Origin of the sequence: Photobacterium lucens (assembly GCF_009873615.1) — a bacterium.
GTDB lineage: Bacteria > Pseudomonadota > Gammaproteobacteria > Enterobacterales > Vibrionaceae > Photobacterium > Photobacterium lucens.
In genome coordinates this window covers 1-16916 of record NZ_SSMG01000365.1, presented here as the reverse complement: position 1 = coordinate 16916, position 16916 = coordinate 1, and the positions used below count along the sequence as shown (strand labels likewise).

Genomic DNA, 16916 nt, shown 5'->3' with positions numbered 1-16916 from the left:
AATCATTGTTTGAAAAATAATCATTAACTTAAACCAAGATACAGGTAATACGAAAAAACAGCAGAAAAAGTTTAGTCTTAATTCATATTGTTATCTTATTGTTTATTGGTGTTTTTTTAAGTTTATTGATAAGGGTGGATTTTTTAGAAGTGTTATATTTATACCGTTTTTTCAAAAATGTTCTTTTCATAACGATCAAATACACATAGGATAAATGTAACGGTAATGTTACAAGGAAATTTGTTAGGGACTTCACAATTACTGTCTATGGGAGGATATTATGTCGAATATTCTTACTTTTCCAGTAAAAGAACAGCCGAAAGAACGTACACCTTTAGAGACTATTGTAGAACAAGAACTACTGGATTTAGGTGCAGATCAATACATGATTGATGTCGTGATCGAGCGCATGGAAAAGTTTTTAGCACTAGCATCGTTTGAATTTGATTTGAAAATGAGGGTATCTAAGGAGTGTTTAGAGGAAATGAATGAAAATGTATTTCCTGCTATTTCGGAAATGCAAGCATCGGTAAGAGATACCATGAATGAGATCCTGACAGAACGCGTTCTGCATGAGATCCGTCTTTATAATCTTGAAATGCAAGCTGTACGCTAACATAAACTATTTATACCCATTTTGTTACAGATAGCAGTATATGAACGATTTATCACACTAAAGCCACTGTTTACCAGTGGCTTTACTTTTTGTCATAAAAACCGAGCGATTCTGAAACCCCTCCGTCATTTACGATTTTTATACTGATACCAAATTATGTAATGTTTGGTGAAAGTATGAGTGCGAAGACACCTTTTTTACTACCACGTAAAACGCCACTTGGTATTGCTGAAAATGTTGCTGAATGGGCAACAGGGCTAAAGCAATTAAATCATTATTATCTACAACGTCCACTAGGTGCTGATTGCACAACATTTATACGTTATACCTTAGAGTCGTTAGGTATTGATTATCAAGTTCAGCGTGGTTCATTACACAATATTCCTCAGCATGGGCCAACCTTGATAGTGGCTAATCATCCGCTTGGTGGGGTTGAAGGGATCATTCTTGCTGAGCTCTTATTGTCTATTCGTTCTGATATAAAAATCATGGCGAATCAATATCTCAAAACGGTACCTGAACTCGATTCATTATTTATTGGTGTCGATGTATTTGATAACCACAATACAGTAAAAGCCAATGCCAAAGCAGTCAGAGAGGCGCATCAACACCTTTCTGATGGTGGATTATTACTGGTATTTCCGGCAGGTGAAGTATCTACCAAAGATCAAAAAAAGCGTTTGGTAGATAAAAACTGGAACCGTTCAGTCAGTCGCTTTATTCGTCGTCATCATGCTTCTGTTGTCCCCATTTATATTAAAGGTGAAAACAGCCGTCAGTTTTATTTGGCAGGAAAAATCCATCCATTATTGCGAACAATAATGCTTGGGCGAGAAATGTTGAATAAACGAAAACAAACTATCGGCCTTGCTATCGGTGAGTCAATTCAATATTCAGAAGTGAAGAATATTAATGATGATAGGCTATTGGTTAATTACCTTCGCTTAAATACTTATTTATTAGGCTCGGTAATGATGCCTAAAGTTAAATCGATTGAGCATATTTCTGATGCAGTCACGCCAATCCATCCTCCAATTGCAACGGCATTACTGGCTACTGAAATTGCTCATTTACCGGAAAATCAAAAGCTGATTGAAAATACTCGTTTTGATGTCTACTGCACCACTGCCGCAGATGCACCGCATTTACTTAAAGAGATCGGACGTATTCGGGAAGAAAGCTTTCGTGCTGTTGGAGAAGGAACTGGGAAAGCGCTAGATTTAGATCGGTTTGATGATTTTTATTACCATTTATTGGTGTGGGATAAGGAGCAGCAGCAAGTCGTTGGTGCTTATCGCTTAGGTGCTGTTGATAAGATCATGCAAACACATGGTGTGGATGGTTTGTATTCAAGAACACTTTTTCATTATGACAATGCCTTGGTCGAGCAATTAGGGCATTCACTTGAACTAGGGCGTTCAGTGGTAGCGAAGCCATATCAGCGTAGTTTGAGTGCGTTAATGTTATTGTGGAAAGGGATTTGTCAGTTTGTTGCTCTTAATCCGCAATATACCCATTTGTTTGGCCCTGTCAGTATCAGTAATGACTACAGCTTAGAAGCTCGTCAGCTATTGGCTGCCAGTTTAGAAGTACATCATTATGATCAACAAAACGCAGATTTAGTAAAGCCCAGCTACCCGTTATCAAAAAGTGAGTCTTGTTACCATCATCCAGATACGTTAGCAGCACTGGCAGATATTCAATTGTTGTCAAAAGTGGTGAGCCGACTTGATGATGAGAAAAAAGGTGTTCCGGTTCTATTGAGGCAATATTTAGGGCTCAATGGTAAGTTACTCTGCTTTAATGTCGATCCTGCTTTTAACGATGCGTTAGATGGTTTGATTGTGGTGGATTTACGTCAAGTACCAGCAAAGAATTTAGCGAAGTATATGGGATCGGCACAAACCCAGCAGTATTTAGCCAGTCATCAGCACTGTTAACATTAAAAAACGAGGCATAGTCGGATTAGTTTATGCCTCGTTAGTTTTTTGCTCTTATTTACCAAGTTGCCATAACTTTTCAGCTTTTGTTCCTATCACCCAAAAGCTCAACGCCAGAATGGCGAAAAACAGTGCTTTATGAATTTCACCCCAAAAGTATTCGATATACTCGGTATATAACACGATAAGTGTATAGGTAATACCAAATGAGCGAGCTAGTACATCGTTGTTTTTAATACCCACCACAATCGCTGCAGTACAGCAGATCAAAGCAAGCGCTGTCCATGACCATAGCTCAATTTGTTTTATTTGAGACCATTCGTGCAGACTATGATAATTACCAAAGATGGTAAGCAGCCAAAGTGAAGTAAAGAAATACAAAAGTCCAGTAAAGCGTGTTGCTTCAGCAAGTGGCTTTAATAGCGTTAGCTTAGGGAAAAATAAACTAATACCTATGATTATTAGACCAAAGCAAGCAAATTGCAGTGGTATGTTCATCCCTAAGAATTGATAGTGGTTATCGCTTAAATAAGCGGTTTCTGAGAGCAAGTAGATCCCTGCGCTTAATAAGCCAAATAGCCAGATCAACACTGATTTAAGTCTGATCCCTAAGATCAAATAGATCACGGTGGGAATGGCAATGAAAAGACTTTCGCGCCAGTGCTCTGCAATATCTGTTTTACTGAAAAAGCCTACGGATACCGCAGTGAGTAAGACACCAAAAAAGAAAATGGCTTCATTACTGACTGTTTTTTGCGGATATTTGAGCCGTCTTTTAACTCCGAGATAGTATAAACCGACAGATAACAGTGCAGTTATCATTGTTAGTACACTGGCTGGGGTATTGATTAATTTAGCGAGTAACGACATTAGGTAGTCGTCTGCAACTAACAGTAAAACCGAGAGCACAAAGCAGGCGATAGCTATCCAGAACGAATACACTGCAAGGAGTTTCCAATCAAAGCTGGCGACGTGATAACTGTTACGTAATGTTTCGCCTTGCTCTGGATTGATGAGTGCTTCTTGCTCCCAATGGGTGATCATCTCATCAATAATCTGTGCTTTGCGTTTATTGAGCTTGAGTGTCATTTAACCATCCTTGTGAAAGTGTTTTTGTTATCAAGCAAGAGGTTGTTTTGATAAGCATTCACGACATAAACATGCACCGGATGGGCAATCGCTGCTATCGCGTTTATCTAATTCAAAGCACCAACAGGTGGTTTTTCCTGCGCTGATATCGCAAGAAGCGGGGTTGCCGCATTGTGGGCATTGATGTGTGGTCGGTTGACCTTTTATTTCTTGCATAATGGCTTCACGGGTTTGATCATCGAATGCTTGCCATTCCACGACTTCTTTCATAGTTCTTAAGCAGCCACTACAAATACCATCATTATTTTTGCACTTTGCCACACAGGGAGTTTTCACGGTGTTCTTCCTAGTTTGAATTCTGTTTTGAGTATATCAAAAACCACAATGGCTCATAATGTTAGCTTATCGACGATATGCTTAGCGATGGGAAAACAGGAGGTGGCAGCAGGTGATGGCGCATTGCACACCACTAAACTTAAATGTGTTTGGTAAAACATAAAATCATCAATTAATTTACCATTTTTATCAACGGCTTGAGCACGGATACCACAAGGGTAAGAATATAAGTCTTTAAGCTGTAATTGAGGATAATATTGTTGCACTTTAGCAAGATATGCTGGCTTCCAGTAGGCTTGCTTAAATTCAGTTAAAGCAGATGAAAAGTGTTTATGCAATAGAGGATAAAGTCCTTTAAAGCAGAGTAAATCTAAACTGTCTTTTAAACTAAATTGAGGGCTTGTGTAACGTTCACGAGCAAAGCTAAGTACAGCGTTAGGCCCGACTGTAATGCTGCCATCAATCATCTTAGTTAAATGAATGCCTAAAAATGGCAGTTCAGGATCGGGGACGGGGTAGATAAGATGATTAACGTTATTATTATGAGCGGCTGGTAATTGATAATAATCACCACGAAAAGGCACGATCGCAAACGAAGGCTTACTGCCTAACATCGTAACAATGCGATCAGATTGGAGCCCGGCACAAGCAATCAACTGATGAGCAACAAAAGTGTGGTTTGAGCTATTAACAATGACTTTGCCACTCTCTTCTTTAATCGAGGTGATAGGCTGATTAAAAATAACTTTACCGTGATTATTCTCGATAAGTTGGACGAGTTTTTGGCAAATCAGACGATAGTTAACAATTGCAGAATCGGGTACCCAGATAGCACTTAGCCCATTAATGTTGGGCTCTTTGTCTTGTAGTTCATGTTGATTTAATACGCGAATATCAATGCTGAGTTGCTGCGCTCGCTTTGCGAGATTATCTAGCCTGATCTGCTCTTGAGGCGTGGTGGCTACAACTAGTTTTCCACATTGTTCGAACGCAATATCATATTGGTGACAAAAGGCTTTAATGGCTTGATTGCCTTGAATACAAAATTCACTTTTCAAACTTCCGGGTGGGTAGTAGATCCCCGCATGGATCACACCACTATTATGACCTGTTTGATGAAAAGCCTCATGAGCTTCTTTTTCGATCACCCAAACCGTTTTATCGGCAAAGCGTTGCTGTATTTCCCCATGCAGTACTGAGCCCAATGATCCCTGCGCCAATAACTAAAAAGTCACAATCTAACACCGTTAGTCCTTTACCATTTTTATGCTGAGTATTGTGACTATGTTAATCGCATTGATCATTGGGTGCTGTTAGCTACATAGAATTATGCCGATTTCATGATTTCGTATAGCGACATGTCATCATTGGTGTTGTCTATGCTTGGAATAGAGAGCTTATCGACACTTTGCATACCGATTTTTAGCATGACGTTAGCAGGTCGTTGGCTATTTTTCGCATGTCTGCCATAAATGTGATCGAGTTGCATTTTTTTAAAGCCAAACTCTTTAATACGTTCTACAGCCTCGGTGCAATAACCATTTCCCCAATATGGAACACCAATCCAGTACCCGAGTTGACCGCTGTTACCTTGGATGTTTTCAATACCAGCACAGCCGATCAATTGATGATCCGATTTTAGTGTAATAGCGAAAATAGCGGAGCGTTGAGTTAGCCAACCTGCGAGGTGTTTACCAATCCATTTTCCAGCCATACCGTCAGAATAAGGGTGAGGAACACTAATGGTACCGTTAGCAATATCTTCATTTCCCGCTAACTGTTGAATTTTCTTGGCATCTGAAAGCTGTAGGGGACGAAGAATGAGTCTATCAGTGGTTAATAGCGGTTGTGATTTGTGCATGATCTCGAAGGCCTCTTAACATGATAATTAATGCAATATAGGTCATATCCATTAAAACCGATTAGCCAATTGTTAACCTCGATTTGATCAAAGATTGTTCAATAAAACATCAAGATCGCATAATTAAAGTCAAAACTGTTGTGATGATCAGCTTTTAATAAATGGGATCACTTGATGCGTGTTTTAGAGGCGATAGCGTCATCTTGGTGACCAGTATGATTATACGGGGTAACAGTAGGTGTGGATTGCCAAACATCTTCACTATGTTGGATTAAATTGTTCAATGCTTGTTTTAAGAAGTGCTGGATTTGGTATTTGATCAACCAACCAGTGCCTTTGATTTTGGGTGAGAAGGTGATGTGGTAGTGAATTTGACTTTGTGTGGCGTTAATACTGGTAAATTTTATCCATCCTCCATGTTCATCGACTGGCGCACCTTGAATTATTTGGTAATGGATATGTTCATTTTCTTTATAATCAATGATTTGTTCTTGATAAGTAAAGGGTCCATGTACGACTTCTCGTATGGCACCTATACCGTTTTCTTCGGGTTTACCACAACGAATTAAGCTGTATTCTGCGTTGAAGAAACGCCCTAATTTGGCGTGATCAGAAAGTAATGCAAAGAGCACTTTTTTGGGAACGTTGGCGGTTACTTCTAATGTAACGGTATGAATCGTCATTGGCGTCTCCATTGCATTGATGCGCTTAACATATCATTAACAAATAAAGTTTGGAAGTCAATTGATAACGCTAAAAGGAATACCCAGCAGGGTTGCACTGTGCTGATGGAATACATTGATACATGTATTAATAGTAAGACGGGTAAGATAAATACAAGAAAACGAAGTAAGTTTGCAGTGATAGTTTGACGACAAAAAATGGATTGATAAGAGAAAATATACCTATTAAGCAATAGGTTAAAATCACTGTTAATAGCAAGTGTGTGATTATGTAAGAAAATGAAGAGTTAAATCACAAAAAAAATGTATTTAAATGGTTGTCAAAGGTGCGAAAGATACATATATTGACTTCATTGATATAAATCGTTCGACAATTTAAAGTTAGAAAATTGGCTTATCTCTGAATAACCATATTGCATTTCAATACTTCCTATCGGACTCATATCTATAAAAATCGTTTTAATTATCTTGAGTGAACTTTTCATCACGTTTACTGCCTAAAAGATATTAATAAGAAAAAGATGTTCACAAAACAACAATTGTTCTGTCACTGATGTGTCATATCAAATTGTTTAAGTAGAACAGATAAGTAAAGAGTAAGAACGGTATTAAATTTTAGTGATATCAACCTTGCTCATTAGGAAAAGTGAGAGGTTTTAAATGAAAACACGTAACCGTAGACAGTGGTTTTACTATAAAAATCAAACTACTAAAACAGAAAAAGCTTAATCATCATTAAGCACTAGGCTTTCTTTTAGGTGATTGAGAAAGCCTGATACATTTAACAATCCTCTAGTTAAATGTGCAAAATCTTAATAGTGTTATTGTTGAAATACTAATTAAGTGTCAGTAGCCAGAAATAGATTACATATTTCTGGCTTTCTTTTATTCTTAATTTCTTTATATCTATTATTTTATTCTGTATGGCTCGTTTAGCAATCGTTTGCTTTTTATTGTTATAGAGAAAATATCTTTAATTAAAGACATGGCCTTTTATTAGTGCATCATCAGGAATAGTATGGATCGCTGTGCCTCGGATATAAACATTACCATCAACCATTAACTTATTAGGAAGTTTAGTGATCTTGGTATTATTAAGGTACAAGTTTCCTTTTACGTATAAGTTGTCAGGGAGTTTAGTGATTGCTGTTCCCATCAGGCTTAGATCCCCAAACACTTGCATACCAAAATTGAGCTCTTTAATTTTTGAATGGGCGAGATTAACGTAGCCTCCCACTTTAAACACCAGTGGTAAGTATTCGATGTCACTATAAGCAAGATTGAGATTACCATCGACGGTCAATTGTTGAGGTAACTGTGCGATTCGGCTGTTTTCTAGATCTAAACTTCCCGCTACAACCAGTGGATTTGGTAAGGTGATGTTGCCACTGTTTCTTAATGAGATATTGCCATAGGTATCGGCGTGATTGAGTAGATGAGTTTGTGTCAGGGCCTGAGTTGAGGTTGCGCTGAGCAGTAATATGACCGCGATGAAAGGGCGATATAACGGGGTATTAAGATGTTTCAGTATCATGCCTGTCTACAAATCCATTTGTTTATTAAAGTGAGCTGCTTTCTTATTAAGGGTATCGTACTTAATTTAGTTAGCTTTAGTCATTATTAGTTTATTTATCAATGGTAAATATTATGACATTGACACATTTGGTTACAGATAACACGGATTTATATTGCATTATAGCTTGATTCATTCAGGTTGTATTTAGGTAATAAAATGGTGTTTTATTTGTTAAGTTTTCATACAGGAGAGATGCTTTAGTTTTGTTGCTAACGAAAAAACACAGGCATTTTGAAGGTTAATTCATCATCCCCTTTGATTGATTGCTTTCATTTATAACAATAAGTTAGGAATAAAATTATGAAAAAGTCTCTTTTATCTACACTCGTTTTAGCCGGTATCGTGTCAGCACCAGCGATGGCAACCAATGTTGAAACATTTATGGGTGGTGGTGTGGGTTATCAACTGGATAACTTTAAAGGCTCTCATAAAATGCATAGTGAAGATGCGAGTTACCAAATTCGTGGTGGTATCATTGTTGATGATACGCATCGTTTGATGGCAACTTACGGTTATAAAAAAGACAAGTTTAATTATTCTGATGCTGAAGTGAGCGGTGTAAAAGCAAAGCATAAGCAAGATTTGTACTTAGCGTCTTACGATTACTTAGTCCCTGTTGGCGCTAATGTTAACCTTTTTGCGGGTGCCTCAATGGGTGCTGCTCACAATAAAGTAACGCATAAAGAAGGCGGTAAGAAAAGCTCAACGGATTTCGTTTGGGGCGGGCAAGTGGGTGCTATGGTTCAGCTAACTGATAATATTTCAACGGATCTGACTTATCGCTATCTGGATCAAAATTACAAAGCTGCTGACACTCGCTTAAAAGGCACAGAGCAGATCATGTGGACACTTGATTACAAGTTCTAAAAATAGAATAAATATTGGCTAGGTTATCAGCGCCCTGCATGATGCGGGGCGCTGTTGTATTTGAAGTGTTCACGTAGTATTTAGGAATAAATAATCGCCTAGGTTATACTGCCGCTGATCGCAGACAATAGGCACAACTACATGAATAAGCAGATGTTATTGGATGGCATCCAAGAGAAGTTAACACAGACATTACAAGTGGCAACAGAAGCTGCAATGCGAGCATATAATACCGCCACAGATGATGAGAATGTTGCAGAAAATCAATATGATACTTTGGCTTTAGAAGCATCGTATTTAGCCCATGGTCAAGCGCAGCGTGTTGAAGAATGTAAAGCTGATTTGGTGGCGTATCAGAAATTACAAGCTAGCTTACCGCAAAACTTTGATTCGGTATTGCTTGGACATATTGTTACCTTGGTTGATGAAGAAGATAACATGCGTTGGGTTTTTCTTGGTCCAACGGCTGGTGGGGTAGTATTAACACTTGAAGGTAAACCTGTCACGATAGTGACACCGACTTCTCCTTTTGGTGATGCACTGATTGGTCGTGAAATCGGTGAAGAAGTCGATGTACATATCGGCAATAGCGTAACCTGGTATGAAGTGCTCGCTATTCATTAAATGCAAAGCGACTACTTAAACTTATCGCGATATTTTTGATAATACTGATATAAGTGTTCAATAAAGAGTTTCACTTTCATCGGTTGTTGTTTGGTATACGGATATACCGCATAAATTCCCAGCGATTTTGCTACATAGTTATCGAGCACTTCGATTAAGTTGCCACTATGTAGATCCTCTGCCACTAAAATTTTAGGAACGTACACCAAACCTTGGCCATGGATTGCTGCACCACGTAAAGCAGATGCATTATTGGTAGTGAAATTCCCTTTTACTTTAACCGTGTGGATCCCCAGTTTATCTTCAATTAGCCATTCATTTGCCCCTGTTTCTTGAAAGCTATAACCGAGACAATTGTGCTTCGTTAAATCGCTAGGTTGTGTTGGTATACCATGGCTTTCGAGATAAGAGGGAGAGCCACAGATCACCCAACGAGCCTGAACAAATTGCCGAGCAATAAAGCTCGAATCAGGCATTGCACCTGTTCTAATGGCAATATCAAACCCTTCTTGGACTAAATCCACAAAGCGGTTATCTAAATCCATTTCAATATGAATATCAGGGTATTGTTGACTAAATGCCGCAATCGCTTCAGGTAGTATTAATTCACCGGAAATCGTCGGTACTGTGATACGAATTTTACCTGTTAAACTTTCACCTAAACCACTCATTGCATCTTCTGCGTTTTGTACCGCATTGTAGACTTCTCTCGCATGGTGATAAAAAACGTCACCAGCTTCAGTCAATGTCAGTTTGCGTGTAGTCCGATAAATGAGCTGTACGCCTAACGCTTGTTCTAAGGCTGTGATACGTTTACTTACAACAGACTTTGTTAGGCCAATATGCTCAGCGGCTTTGCTGAAAGATCCTTTATCGATAAGGTGATAAAACAGCAGCAGATTATTTGTCGTTTTCATTATTTGATGGCTATTGGTAAACTTTTTTCAACAAACATGTGAATTAGGCGATATATATCAACTATACCTAGCAACGTAGAATATACCTATAAAAAATAACGTTATTATATCGATTCACTCTGGAGCCAAGATGCAACAGCCCTACCTTGATCTGATTGCTCAGTTAGAACAACAAATAGATAAGCAACGAATTATTACCGATCCTACGCTTGCGTTAGCGTATGGCACTGATGCAAGTTTTTACCGTTTAGTTCCCCAAATTGTCTTGCAGTTAGATAGCCTTCAAGAAGTCATTTTCGCAGTTAAAACCTGTTATGAACGCCAAATTCCAGTGACTTTCAGAGCCGCTGGTACCAGTCTGTCTGGTCAAGCGCAGTCAGATTCTGTGTTGATCACTCTGACGCGTAATTGGCGTGATTATAAGATTTTAAATAATGGCGATCAGATCTGGTTACAACCGGGGATCATTGGTGCAGAAGCGAACACTTACTTAGCGCCATTTGGACGCAAAATTGGCCCCGACCCAGGCTCGATTAATACCTGTAAGATTGGCGGTATTGTTGCTAACAATGCCTCTGGTATGTGTTGTGGTACTTCAGAAAACAGCTATCGCACAATTGCGGGTATGACAGTGGTATTAGCTGATGGCACGGTATTAAATACACTTGATCCAGAAAGCGTTGCAGCATTTAAGCTAAGCCATGCTGAGATGATTGATGAGCTAATGACCTTGGTGACGCAATGTCAGCAAGATGAAGCATTAGCTGAGAAAATTCGCCATAAATACCGATTAAAAAATACCACGGGTTATAGCCTTAACTCGCTAGTGGATTTTGATGATCCGATTGACGTGCTTCAGCATCTGTTTATTGGCTCTGAAGGCACACTCGGCTTTATCGCAGATGTTACCTATAACACAGTGGTTAATCATGCCCACAAAGCGTCAGGATTGTTTGTTTTTGCTGATATTGAGAAAACCTGTCTTGCTGTGAGTGAGTTAAGTAAAACCTCGGTGGCAGCGGTTGAGTTAATGGACAGCCGATCTCTTGCCTCGGTTGCGGATAAACCGGGGATGCCACGTTTTATTGCAGAGCTTGGTGAGCAAGGTGATACCGAAGCGGCGGCATTGTTAATTGAAATCCATGCTGAGAATGATCAAGCGTTGCAACAACAAATCGACCAGCTGTTAAGCATCATTAATGATTTTGCGCCTATCGCACAGGTGGATTTTAGCCGTGATACCAAAATCTGCGAACAGTTATGGGGTATTCGTAAAGAGCTTTTCCCAGCAGTAGGTGCGGTGCGTGATACTGGCACAACCGTGATCATTGAAGATGTGGCGTTTCCCATTGAACAACTTGCGCCAGCTGTACGTGAACTGCAAGGGTTGTTTACTCAATTTGATTATCATGAAGCGATTATTTTTGGTCACGCTTTAGCGGGTAACTTGCACTTCGTCTTTACTCAGTCTTTTGATACCCAAGCTGAAATTAGCCGTTACAGTGATTTTATGGATGCTGTCGCGCAATTAGTGGCTGTGGATTATCAAGGCTCTTTAAAAGCAGAGCATGGAACAGGCCGCAATATGGCACCGTTTATTGAGTTAGAGTGGGGCGCTGACGGTTATCAATTGATGCAAAACATCAAACGCATTTTTGATAAGCGTGGCATTTTAAACCCAGGTGTGATTATTAATGAAGATAAAGAATCACACATCAAAAACCTCAAAGGCATGCCAGCGGCTGATGAGCTGATAGATAAATGTGTCGAATGTGGTTTCTGTGAGCCTGTTTGTCCGTCCCGTAATTTATCACTAACACCTCGCCAGCGTAATACTGTGTTTCGTGAGATCTCCCGTTTGCGTGAAACCAATGAAGATCCGTCACGCTTAGCACAAATGGAGAAAACTTACCGCTATTACGGCATTGATACTTGTGCTGCAACGGGCTTGTGTGCCGATCGTTGTCCTGTCGGTATTAACACCGGTGACTTAGTGCGTAAGCTGCGCCAAAATCACACCGATAAAGCGCAACAAATTGCAAACTGGACGGCAGAGCATTTTGACTCGGTTACTGCTGTAGCAAAAACTGGCTTAGCGGTGGCAAGTGGTATGCATAAGCTATTGGGTAGCAATACGATGCGTAAGCTGACTAAAGCGGCTTATGATGTATCGGGTCATCGTATTCCGCTTTGGACGCCACATATGCCAACGGCTGCGAAATCGGCTGAAATACTCAAGATTAAAACCGTTGGTCGCGAAAAAATTGTTTATTTCCCAAGTTGTTCTGCTCGAACTATGGGAACAGAAGCGAAAGCTCAAGATCCAAGACCTTTGATGGATGTGACGATCTCTTTGCTGGAGAAAGCCGGTTATGACGTCATTATTCCACAAGATTTGAATAAACAATGTTGTGGTATGCCGTATACCAGTAAAGGTTTTCCTGATATTGCAGCTCAAAAGGCGCAACAACTAGAACACGCGTTATGGCAAGCCTCAAATCAAGGGGCTTATCCGGTATTAATGGATACCAGCCCATGTGCTAGCACGGGTAAAGAAACGCTGCGAAATGAGATTAAAATTTACGAGCCATTTGAATTCGTTGCTAATTTTGTATTGCCTAAGCTGACGATCACACCACAAAACGAGCCTGTTATGCTGCATATTACGTGTACATCACGTCGTAAAGGTCTTGCCGCTGTGATGGAAAAAGTGACTAAAGCCTGCGCCAATACAGTGATTATTCCTGATGATATTACCTGTTGTGGTTTTGCTGGTGATAAAGGCTTTACCAAGCCTGAATTGAACGCCAGCGCATTAGCACCGTTAAAACGCCAAGTGCCAGCAGGCTGTACCGAAGGTTATTCAAATAGCCGTACTTGTGAGCTAGGGCTTTCCGAGCACAGTGGGATTGAATATCGTTCTATTTTGTATCTGGTTGATAAAGTTAGCCACTAATCATTGAGCAATGCGAGTACATTACTTGTGCTCGCATCTTTTATTTTACCCATTCAGAGTTGTTTCCCTTCATTATTACCAAATCGGTATATTACTTTTCATTTATCGTGGTTTATAAAATCAGATAAAATGTCCATTTTTCGTATATCATTAATATCTCTTCTCTTTATTTAAGTATGCAACACTAGGTTAGTGAATATATTCCTATAATCTATAACGATAAATCATTTATGCTTTAATGGTTATATTAAATTTTTAGTTATAACTGAATGCGCTATATACAAAAAGTACGACCACTTTGCAGATAAGGATTAATAATGCACTTACACTCGACGGTAAGAGGGCTGATCATTCGCGATAATGCGATATTACTGACACGAGTGAAAGGTGATACTAAAACCTTTCTACCTGGAGGGCATATTGAACCAGGGGAATCGGCCAGTATTACGGTAATGAGAGAGCTACAAGAAGAAGCCAACCTTAGTGTAAAAGTGGAGCGTTTGTTAGGGGCAGTAGAAAACGGTTGGACTGATAATAAAGGCATTAATACAGAACTTTGTTTATTGTTTTTATTATCCGTAAACACGGATAAATCCGAAAATATTGATGTGATAGAAAGCCAAGAATCTCATATTGATTATTTCTGGGTTACTCAGGAAGAATTACTTGCCGCTAATTTGTATCCGGTCGCATTGCGAAATTGGTTAATCGATGCGCAATTAAATATAACGTCGGCAGAGCCTGCGTTTTGGGGAACTGACCTTTAACTTTTGTTAATTAAGTTACTGAAACATATATTTATAATCTAGACTCAATTTAGCGAATATGTAGCTAAATAGGATATTTTTAATGGCAACGACTGATACATCGCCGTCTGAACAAACTCAGGCATCCGAAAAAAATTCCCATCTGTTCCGTAACCTTTTTGTTTTCGCACTGATCGTGGCGATATTAGGTACGGCTGGATATTTCTATATTCGTCATCAAAAGCTCTATCCCACCACCGATGACGCCTATGTACATGCTAATGTTTTATACGTTGCACCACAGATCAGCGGTAAAGTGGAGACAGTAAATGTGCATGATTATCAGCATGTAGCCGAAGGTGATTTATTAGTCTCGATAGATCCTGCACCATTTGAAATTGAATTAGAAAAAGCAAAAGCAGCTTATGAAGTGGCGACACAACAAAATAAAGCCACCGATGATGCAATTTTAGCGGCCAGTGCCAATGTACGCTCTGCTGATGCAAACTTAGTGGATGTGCAAAAAAGCTACCGTCGTGTGATGGATTTAGTTAATCGTAAGCTGTTGCCACAACAACAAGGTGATGATGCGAAAGCAAAATTAGCATCGGCACAAACAGGATTAGAAGCGGCACGTGCTAAAATGAGCCAGCTAATTAACCAACAAGGTGCGAAGGGTAATGAAGCGCCTCAAGTTAAACAGGCAGCAGCTGCTTTAAGCCAAGCAACCTTGAATTTGTCTTACACAAATATCTACGCGCCACATGATGGCAGCTTAGGTAAGGTGAGCGTTCGCCCTGGTAGTATTGTTTCTCCTGGCTTAGCGATGATGCCGTTAATTGAAGACAATACCGCATGGCTACAAGCTAACTATAAAGAAAAATCTATTGGTACATTGAAGAAAGGTATGAAAGCTAGCATCGTGTTAGATATGTATCCTGATGTGACATACCAAGGTTATGTATCAGCACTGTCACCTGCAAGTGGTTCTTCTTTCTCACTATTACCACCAGAAAATGCGACAGGCAACTGGGTAAAAGTGCCACAACGTTTCCCTGTTCGTATTCAATTTGAAGATTTAAAAGGTAAACCTTTACTTCGCGTAGGTGCAAGCGCCACTGTTACTGTTGATACGCTAGCAGAGATTAAGTAATGACTGGGAATATGACCCCCACTAATCGCTTATTGATCACCTGTGCCGTTATGTTATCAGCCATTATGGTGCTGCTTGACATGACGATTGCCAATGTTGCCCTTCCTCATATGATGGGCGCATTGGGGGTGACCTCTGAGCAAGTGACATGGGTCCTAACCTCATATTCTATGGCGGAAGCGATCTTTATTCCGCTAGCTAGCTACTTATCGCTGAAATTTGGCATTCGTAAATTACTGTTAGTTTCTGTCGCAGGTTTCGTTATAACGTCTGCATTATGTGGTCAAGCTGATAGCCTCGCGGAAATGGTTGTGTTTCGTATTATGCAGGGCGCTTTTGGTGCTTCTGTTATTCCACTATCTCAATCGATCATGGTGCAGATTTACCCACCAGAAGAGCGAGGTAAAGCCATGGCATTGTTCAGTGTTGGTGTACTGTTAGGTCCTATTTTAGGCCCAACTGTGGGCGGTATCATCACTGAAAACATGGATTGGCGTTGGATTTTCTACGTTAACTTGCCGATTGGTATGATTTGTTTATCGCTACTGTACCTATTTGTAAAACTGGATGGACGTGGTGAAAGTAAAATCGATTGGCCGTTAGTGATAGGTATGACTATCGGTATTGGTTTACTACAAATGGTGCTAGACCGAGGTAATGAAGAAGGCTGGTTTGAATCTAACTTGATCTTATTCTCTGCTGTGATCAGTGTGATTGCGTGGATATTCTTTATTGCGCGATCTTGGATCACGAAAGGGGATATCGCCCCGATGTGGTTACTTAAAGATAGAAACTTAGCGGTATCATGCTTAATGATGGCGGGTTTCTCGATGGGTATGTTTGGTATTACTCAGCTTCAGCCGATGATGCTAGAGCAATTACTGCGATATCCTGTTGAGACAACGGGTTTTGTGATGGCACCGCGGGGCTTAACCTCAGCAATTGTGCTGTTAGTGATTGCTCGCTATATGGATAGGCTTGATCCACGGATGCTGGTGGCTGTTGGCTTAGGCTTTAACATCATTGGTACTTACTTGATGATGCAATATTCGATGAATATTGACCATTATTGGGTATTGATGCCATCGATTGTACAAGGCTTAGGAATGGGCTTGGTGTTTGCACCATTAAGTCAAATGGCGTATCGCACCTTAAGCCCTGAAAATACCGTTGGTGGTGCCGTGGTCTTTAACTTATGCCGTACTATTGGTGGCTCGTTTGGTATTTCGATTGTAAATACTTACTTCACCCGAACTGAGCAACGTGAATGGCATGCGTTAGGCTCTGATATTACCTTGATGAATCCAGAGTTGCAGCAACAGGCGATGATGCAGCATACCACAGTGACCGACCCTCACTTTATGGCGCAAATCGGTCAGTTATTGCATCAGCAGTCAACATTGTTAGCCTTTACTTATACCTTTGGCTTTATTTTTGTATCTTATATTGTGTTGCTGCCTTTGCTCACATTATTCAAATTGAAAAAAGGTGTACCAGGTGCTGGTGCTAAAGTGAATTTACACTGATAAATGTTGTAGTTATCTAAAAATAA

The 16916-nt window shown here is 39.9% G+C and carries 15 protein-coding genes; 8 read left to right on the top strand and 7 right to left on the bottom strand.

All coding sequences use genetic code 11. From position 1 onward, the window contains the following. Positions 1-280: 280 nt before the first annotated feature. Together E5A76_RS15300 and E5A76_RS15295 are read left to right on the top strand one after the other, a co-directional pair. Positions 281-616 carry a hypothetical protein gene (locus E5A76_RS15300; protein WP_107166112.1) on the top strand — a complete coding sequence of 112 codons (336 nt, stop codon included), beginning with the start codon at positions 281-283 and terminating at the stop codon, positions 614-616. Positions 617-792: 176 nt separating this feature from the next. Then, entirely contained in the window at positions 793-2556 is a 1764-nt protein-coding gene (locus E5A76_RS15295) for a lysophospholipid acyltransferase family protein (RefSeq protein WP_161119436.1), read from the top strand. 54 nt (positions 2557-2610) lie between these two features. Here the strand turns inward: E5A76_RS15295 and E5A76_RS15290 are convergent, their stop codons facing one another. The 6 genes from E5A76_RS15290 to E5A76_RS15265 all read right to left on the bottom strand — a co-directional run bounded on the left by E5A76_RS15290 (position 2611) and on the right by E5A76_RS15265 (position 8059). Further along, on the bottom strand, positions 2611-3645 hold the full coding sequence (locus E5A76_RS15290; protein WP_161119435.1) for a hypothetical protein: 1035 nt from the start codon (positions 3643-3645) through the stop codon (positions 2611-2613). Between the two features lie 30 nt (positions 3646-3675). After that, the gene (locus E5A76_RS15285) at positions 3676-3981 is read right to left on the bottom strand and encodes a DUF1289 domain-containing protein (RefSeq protein ID WP_161119434.1); all 306 of its coding nucleotides are present in this window, start codon (positions 3979-3981) and stop codon (positions 3676-3678) included. A 53-nt stretch (positions 3982-4034) separates the two neighbouring features. Further along, positions 4035-5201, bottom strand: coding sequence for an L-2-hydroxyglutarate oxidase (lhgO, locus tag E5A76_RS15280; protein ID WP_316247341.1), 1167 nt, complete (start codon positions 5199-5201; stop codon positions 4035-4037). A 107-nt stretch (positions 5202-5308) separates the two neighbouring features. Continuing rightward, positions 5309-5842: a GNAT family N-acetyltransferase gene (locus E5A76_RS15275; RefSeq protein ID WP_161119433.1), complete on the bottom strand. Its 534-nt coding sequence runs from the start codon at positions 5840-5842 to the stop codon at positions 5309-5311. A gap of 167 nt (positions 5843-6009) precedes the next feature. Further along, on the bottom strand, positions 6010-6525 hold the full coding sequence (locus tag E5A76_RS15270; RefSeq protein ID WP_161119432.1) for an SRPBCC family protein: 516 nt from the start codon (positions 6523-6525) through the stop codon (positions 6010-6012). 973 nt (positions 6526-7498) lie between these two features. Next, entirely contained in the window at positions 7499-8059 is a 561-nt protein-coding gene (locus E5A76_RS15265; RefSeq protein WP_237458745.1) for a hypothetical protein, read from the bottom strand. Positions 8060-8401: 342 nt separating this feature from the next. On the opposite strand from E5A76_RS15265, the gene E5A76_RS15260 reads away from it, so the two are divergent. Both E5A76_RS15260 and E5A76_RS15255 read left to right on the top strand, forming a co-directional pair. Next, positions 8402-8968, top strand: coding sequence for an outer membrane beta-barrel protein (locus E5A76_RS15260; RefSeq protein WP_107166105.1), 567 nt, complete (start codon positions 8402-8404; stop codon positions 8966-8968). A gap of 141 nt (positions 8969-9109) precedes the next feature. Next, positions 9110-9592, top strand: coding sequence for a GreA/GreB family elongation factor (locus E5A76_RS15255; protein ID WP_161119431.1), 483 nt, complete (start codon positions 9110-9112; stop codon positions 9590-9592). 11 nt (positions 9593-9603) lie between these two features. Here the strand turns inward: E5A76_RS15255 and E5A76_RS15250 are convergent, their stop codons facing one another. After that, positions 9604-10509 (bottom strand): LysR family transcriptional regulator, encoded by a 906-nt coding sequence (locus tag E5A76_RS15250; protein WP_161119430.1) that lies wholly within the window; start codon positions 10507-10509, stop codon positions 9604-9606. Positions 10510-10639: 130 nt separating this feature from the next. Here E5A76_RS15250 and E5A76_RS15245 point away from each other — a divergent pair, with 130 nt between their 5' ends. The 4 genes from E5A76_RS15245 (at position 10640) to E5A76_RS15230 (ending at position 16890) form a co-directional block, all read left to right on the top strand. Continuing rightward, positions 10640-13465: an FAD-binding and (Fe-S)-binding domain-containing protein gene (locus tag E5A76_RS15245; RefSeq protein ID WP_161119429.1), complete on the top strand. Its 2826-nt coding sequence runs from the start codon at positions 10640-10642 to the stop codon at positions 13463-13465. A gap of 317 nt (positions 13466-13782) precedes the next feature. Next, positions 13783-14232, top strand: coding sequence for an NUDIX domain-containing protein (locus E5A76_RS15240; RefSeq protein ID WP_161119428.1), 450 nt, complete (start codon positions 13783-13785; stop codon positions 14230-14232). An 82-nt stretch (positions 14233-14314) separates the two neighbouring features. Further along, complete coding sequence (locus E5A76_RS15235) at positions 14315-15364, top strand: HlyD family secretion protein (RefSeq protein WP_161119427.1); 1050 nt, start codon at positions 14315-14317, stop codon at positions 15362-15364. Then, a complete protein-coding gene (locus E5A76_RS15230; RefSeq protein WP_107166099.1) occupies positions 15364-16890 on the top strand; it encodes a DHA2 family efflux MFS transporter permease subunit in 1527 nt (508 codons plus the stop codon). The genes E5A76_RS15235 and E5A76_RS15230 overlap by 1 nt, the downstream gene beginning before the upstream one ends. Positions 16891-16916 lie beyond the last annotated feature (26 nt).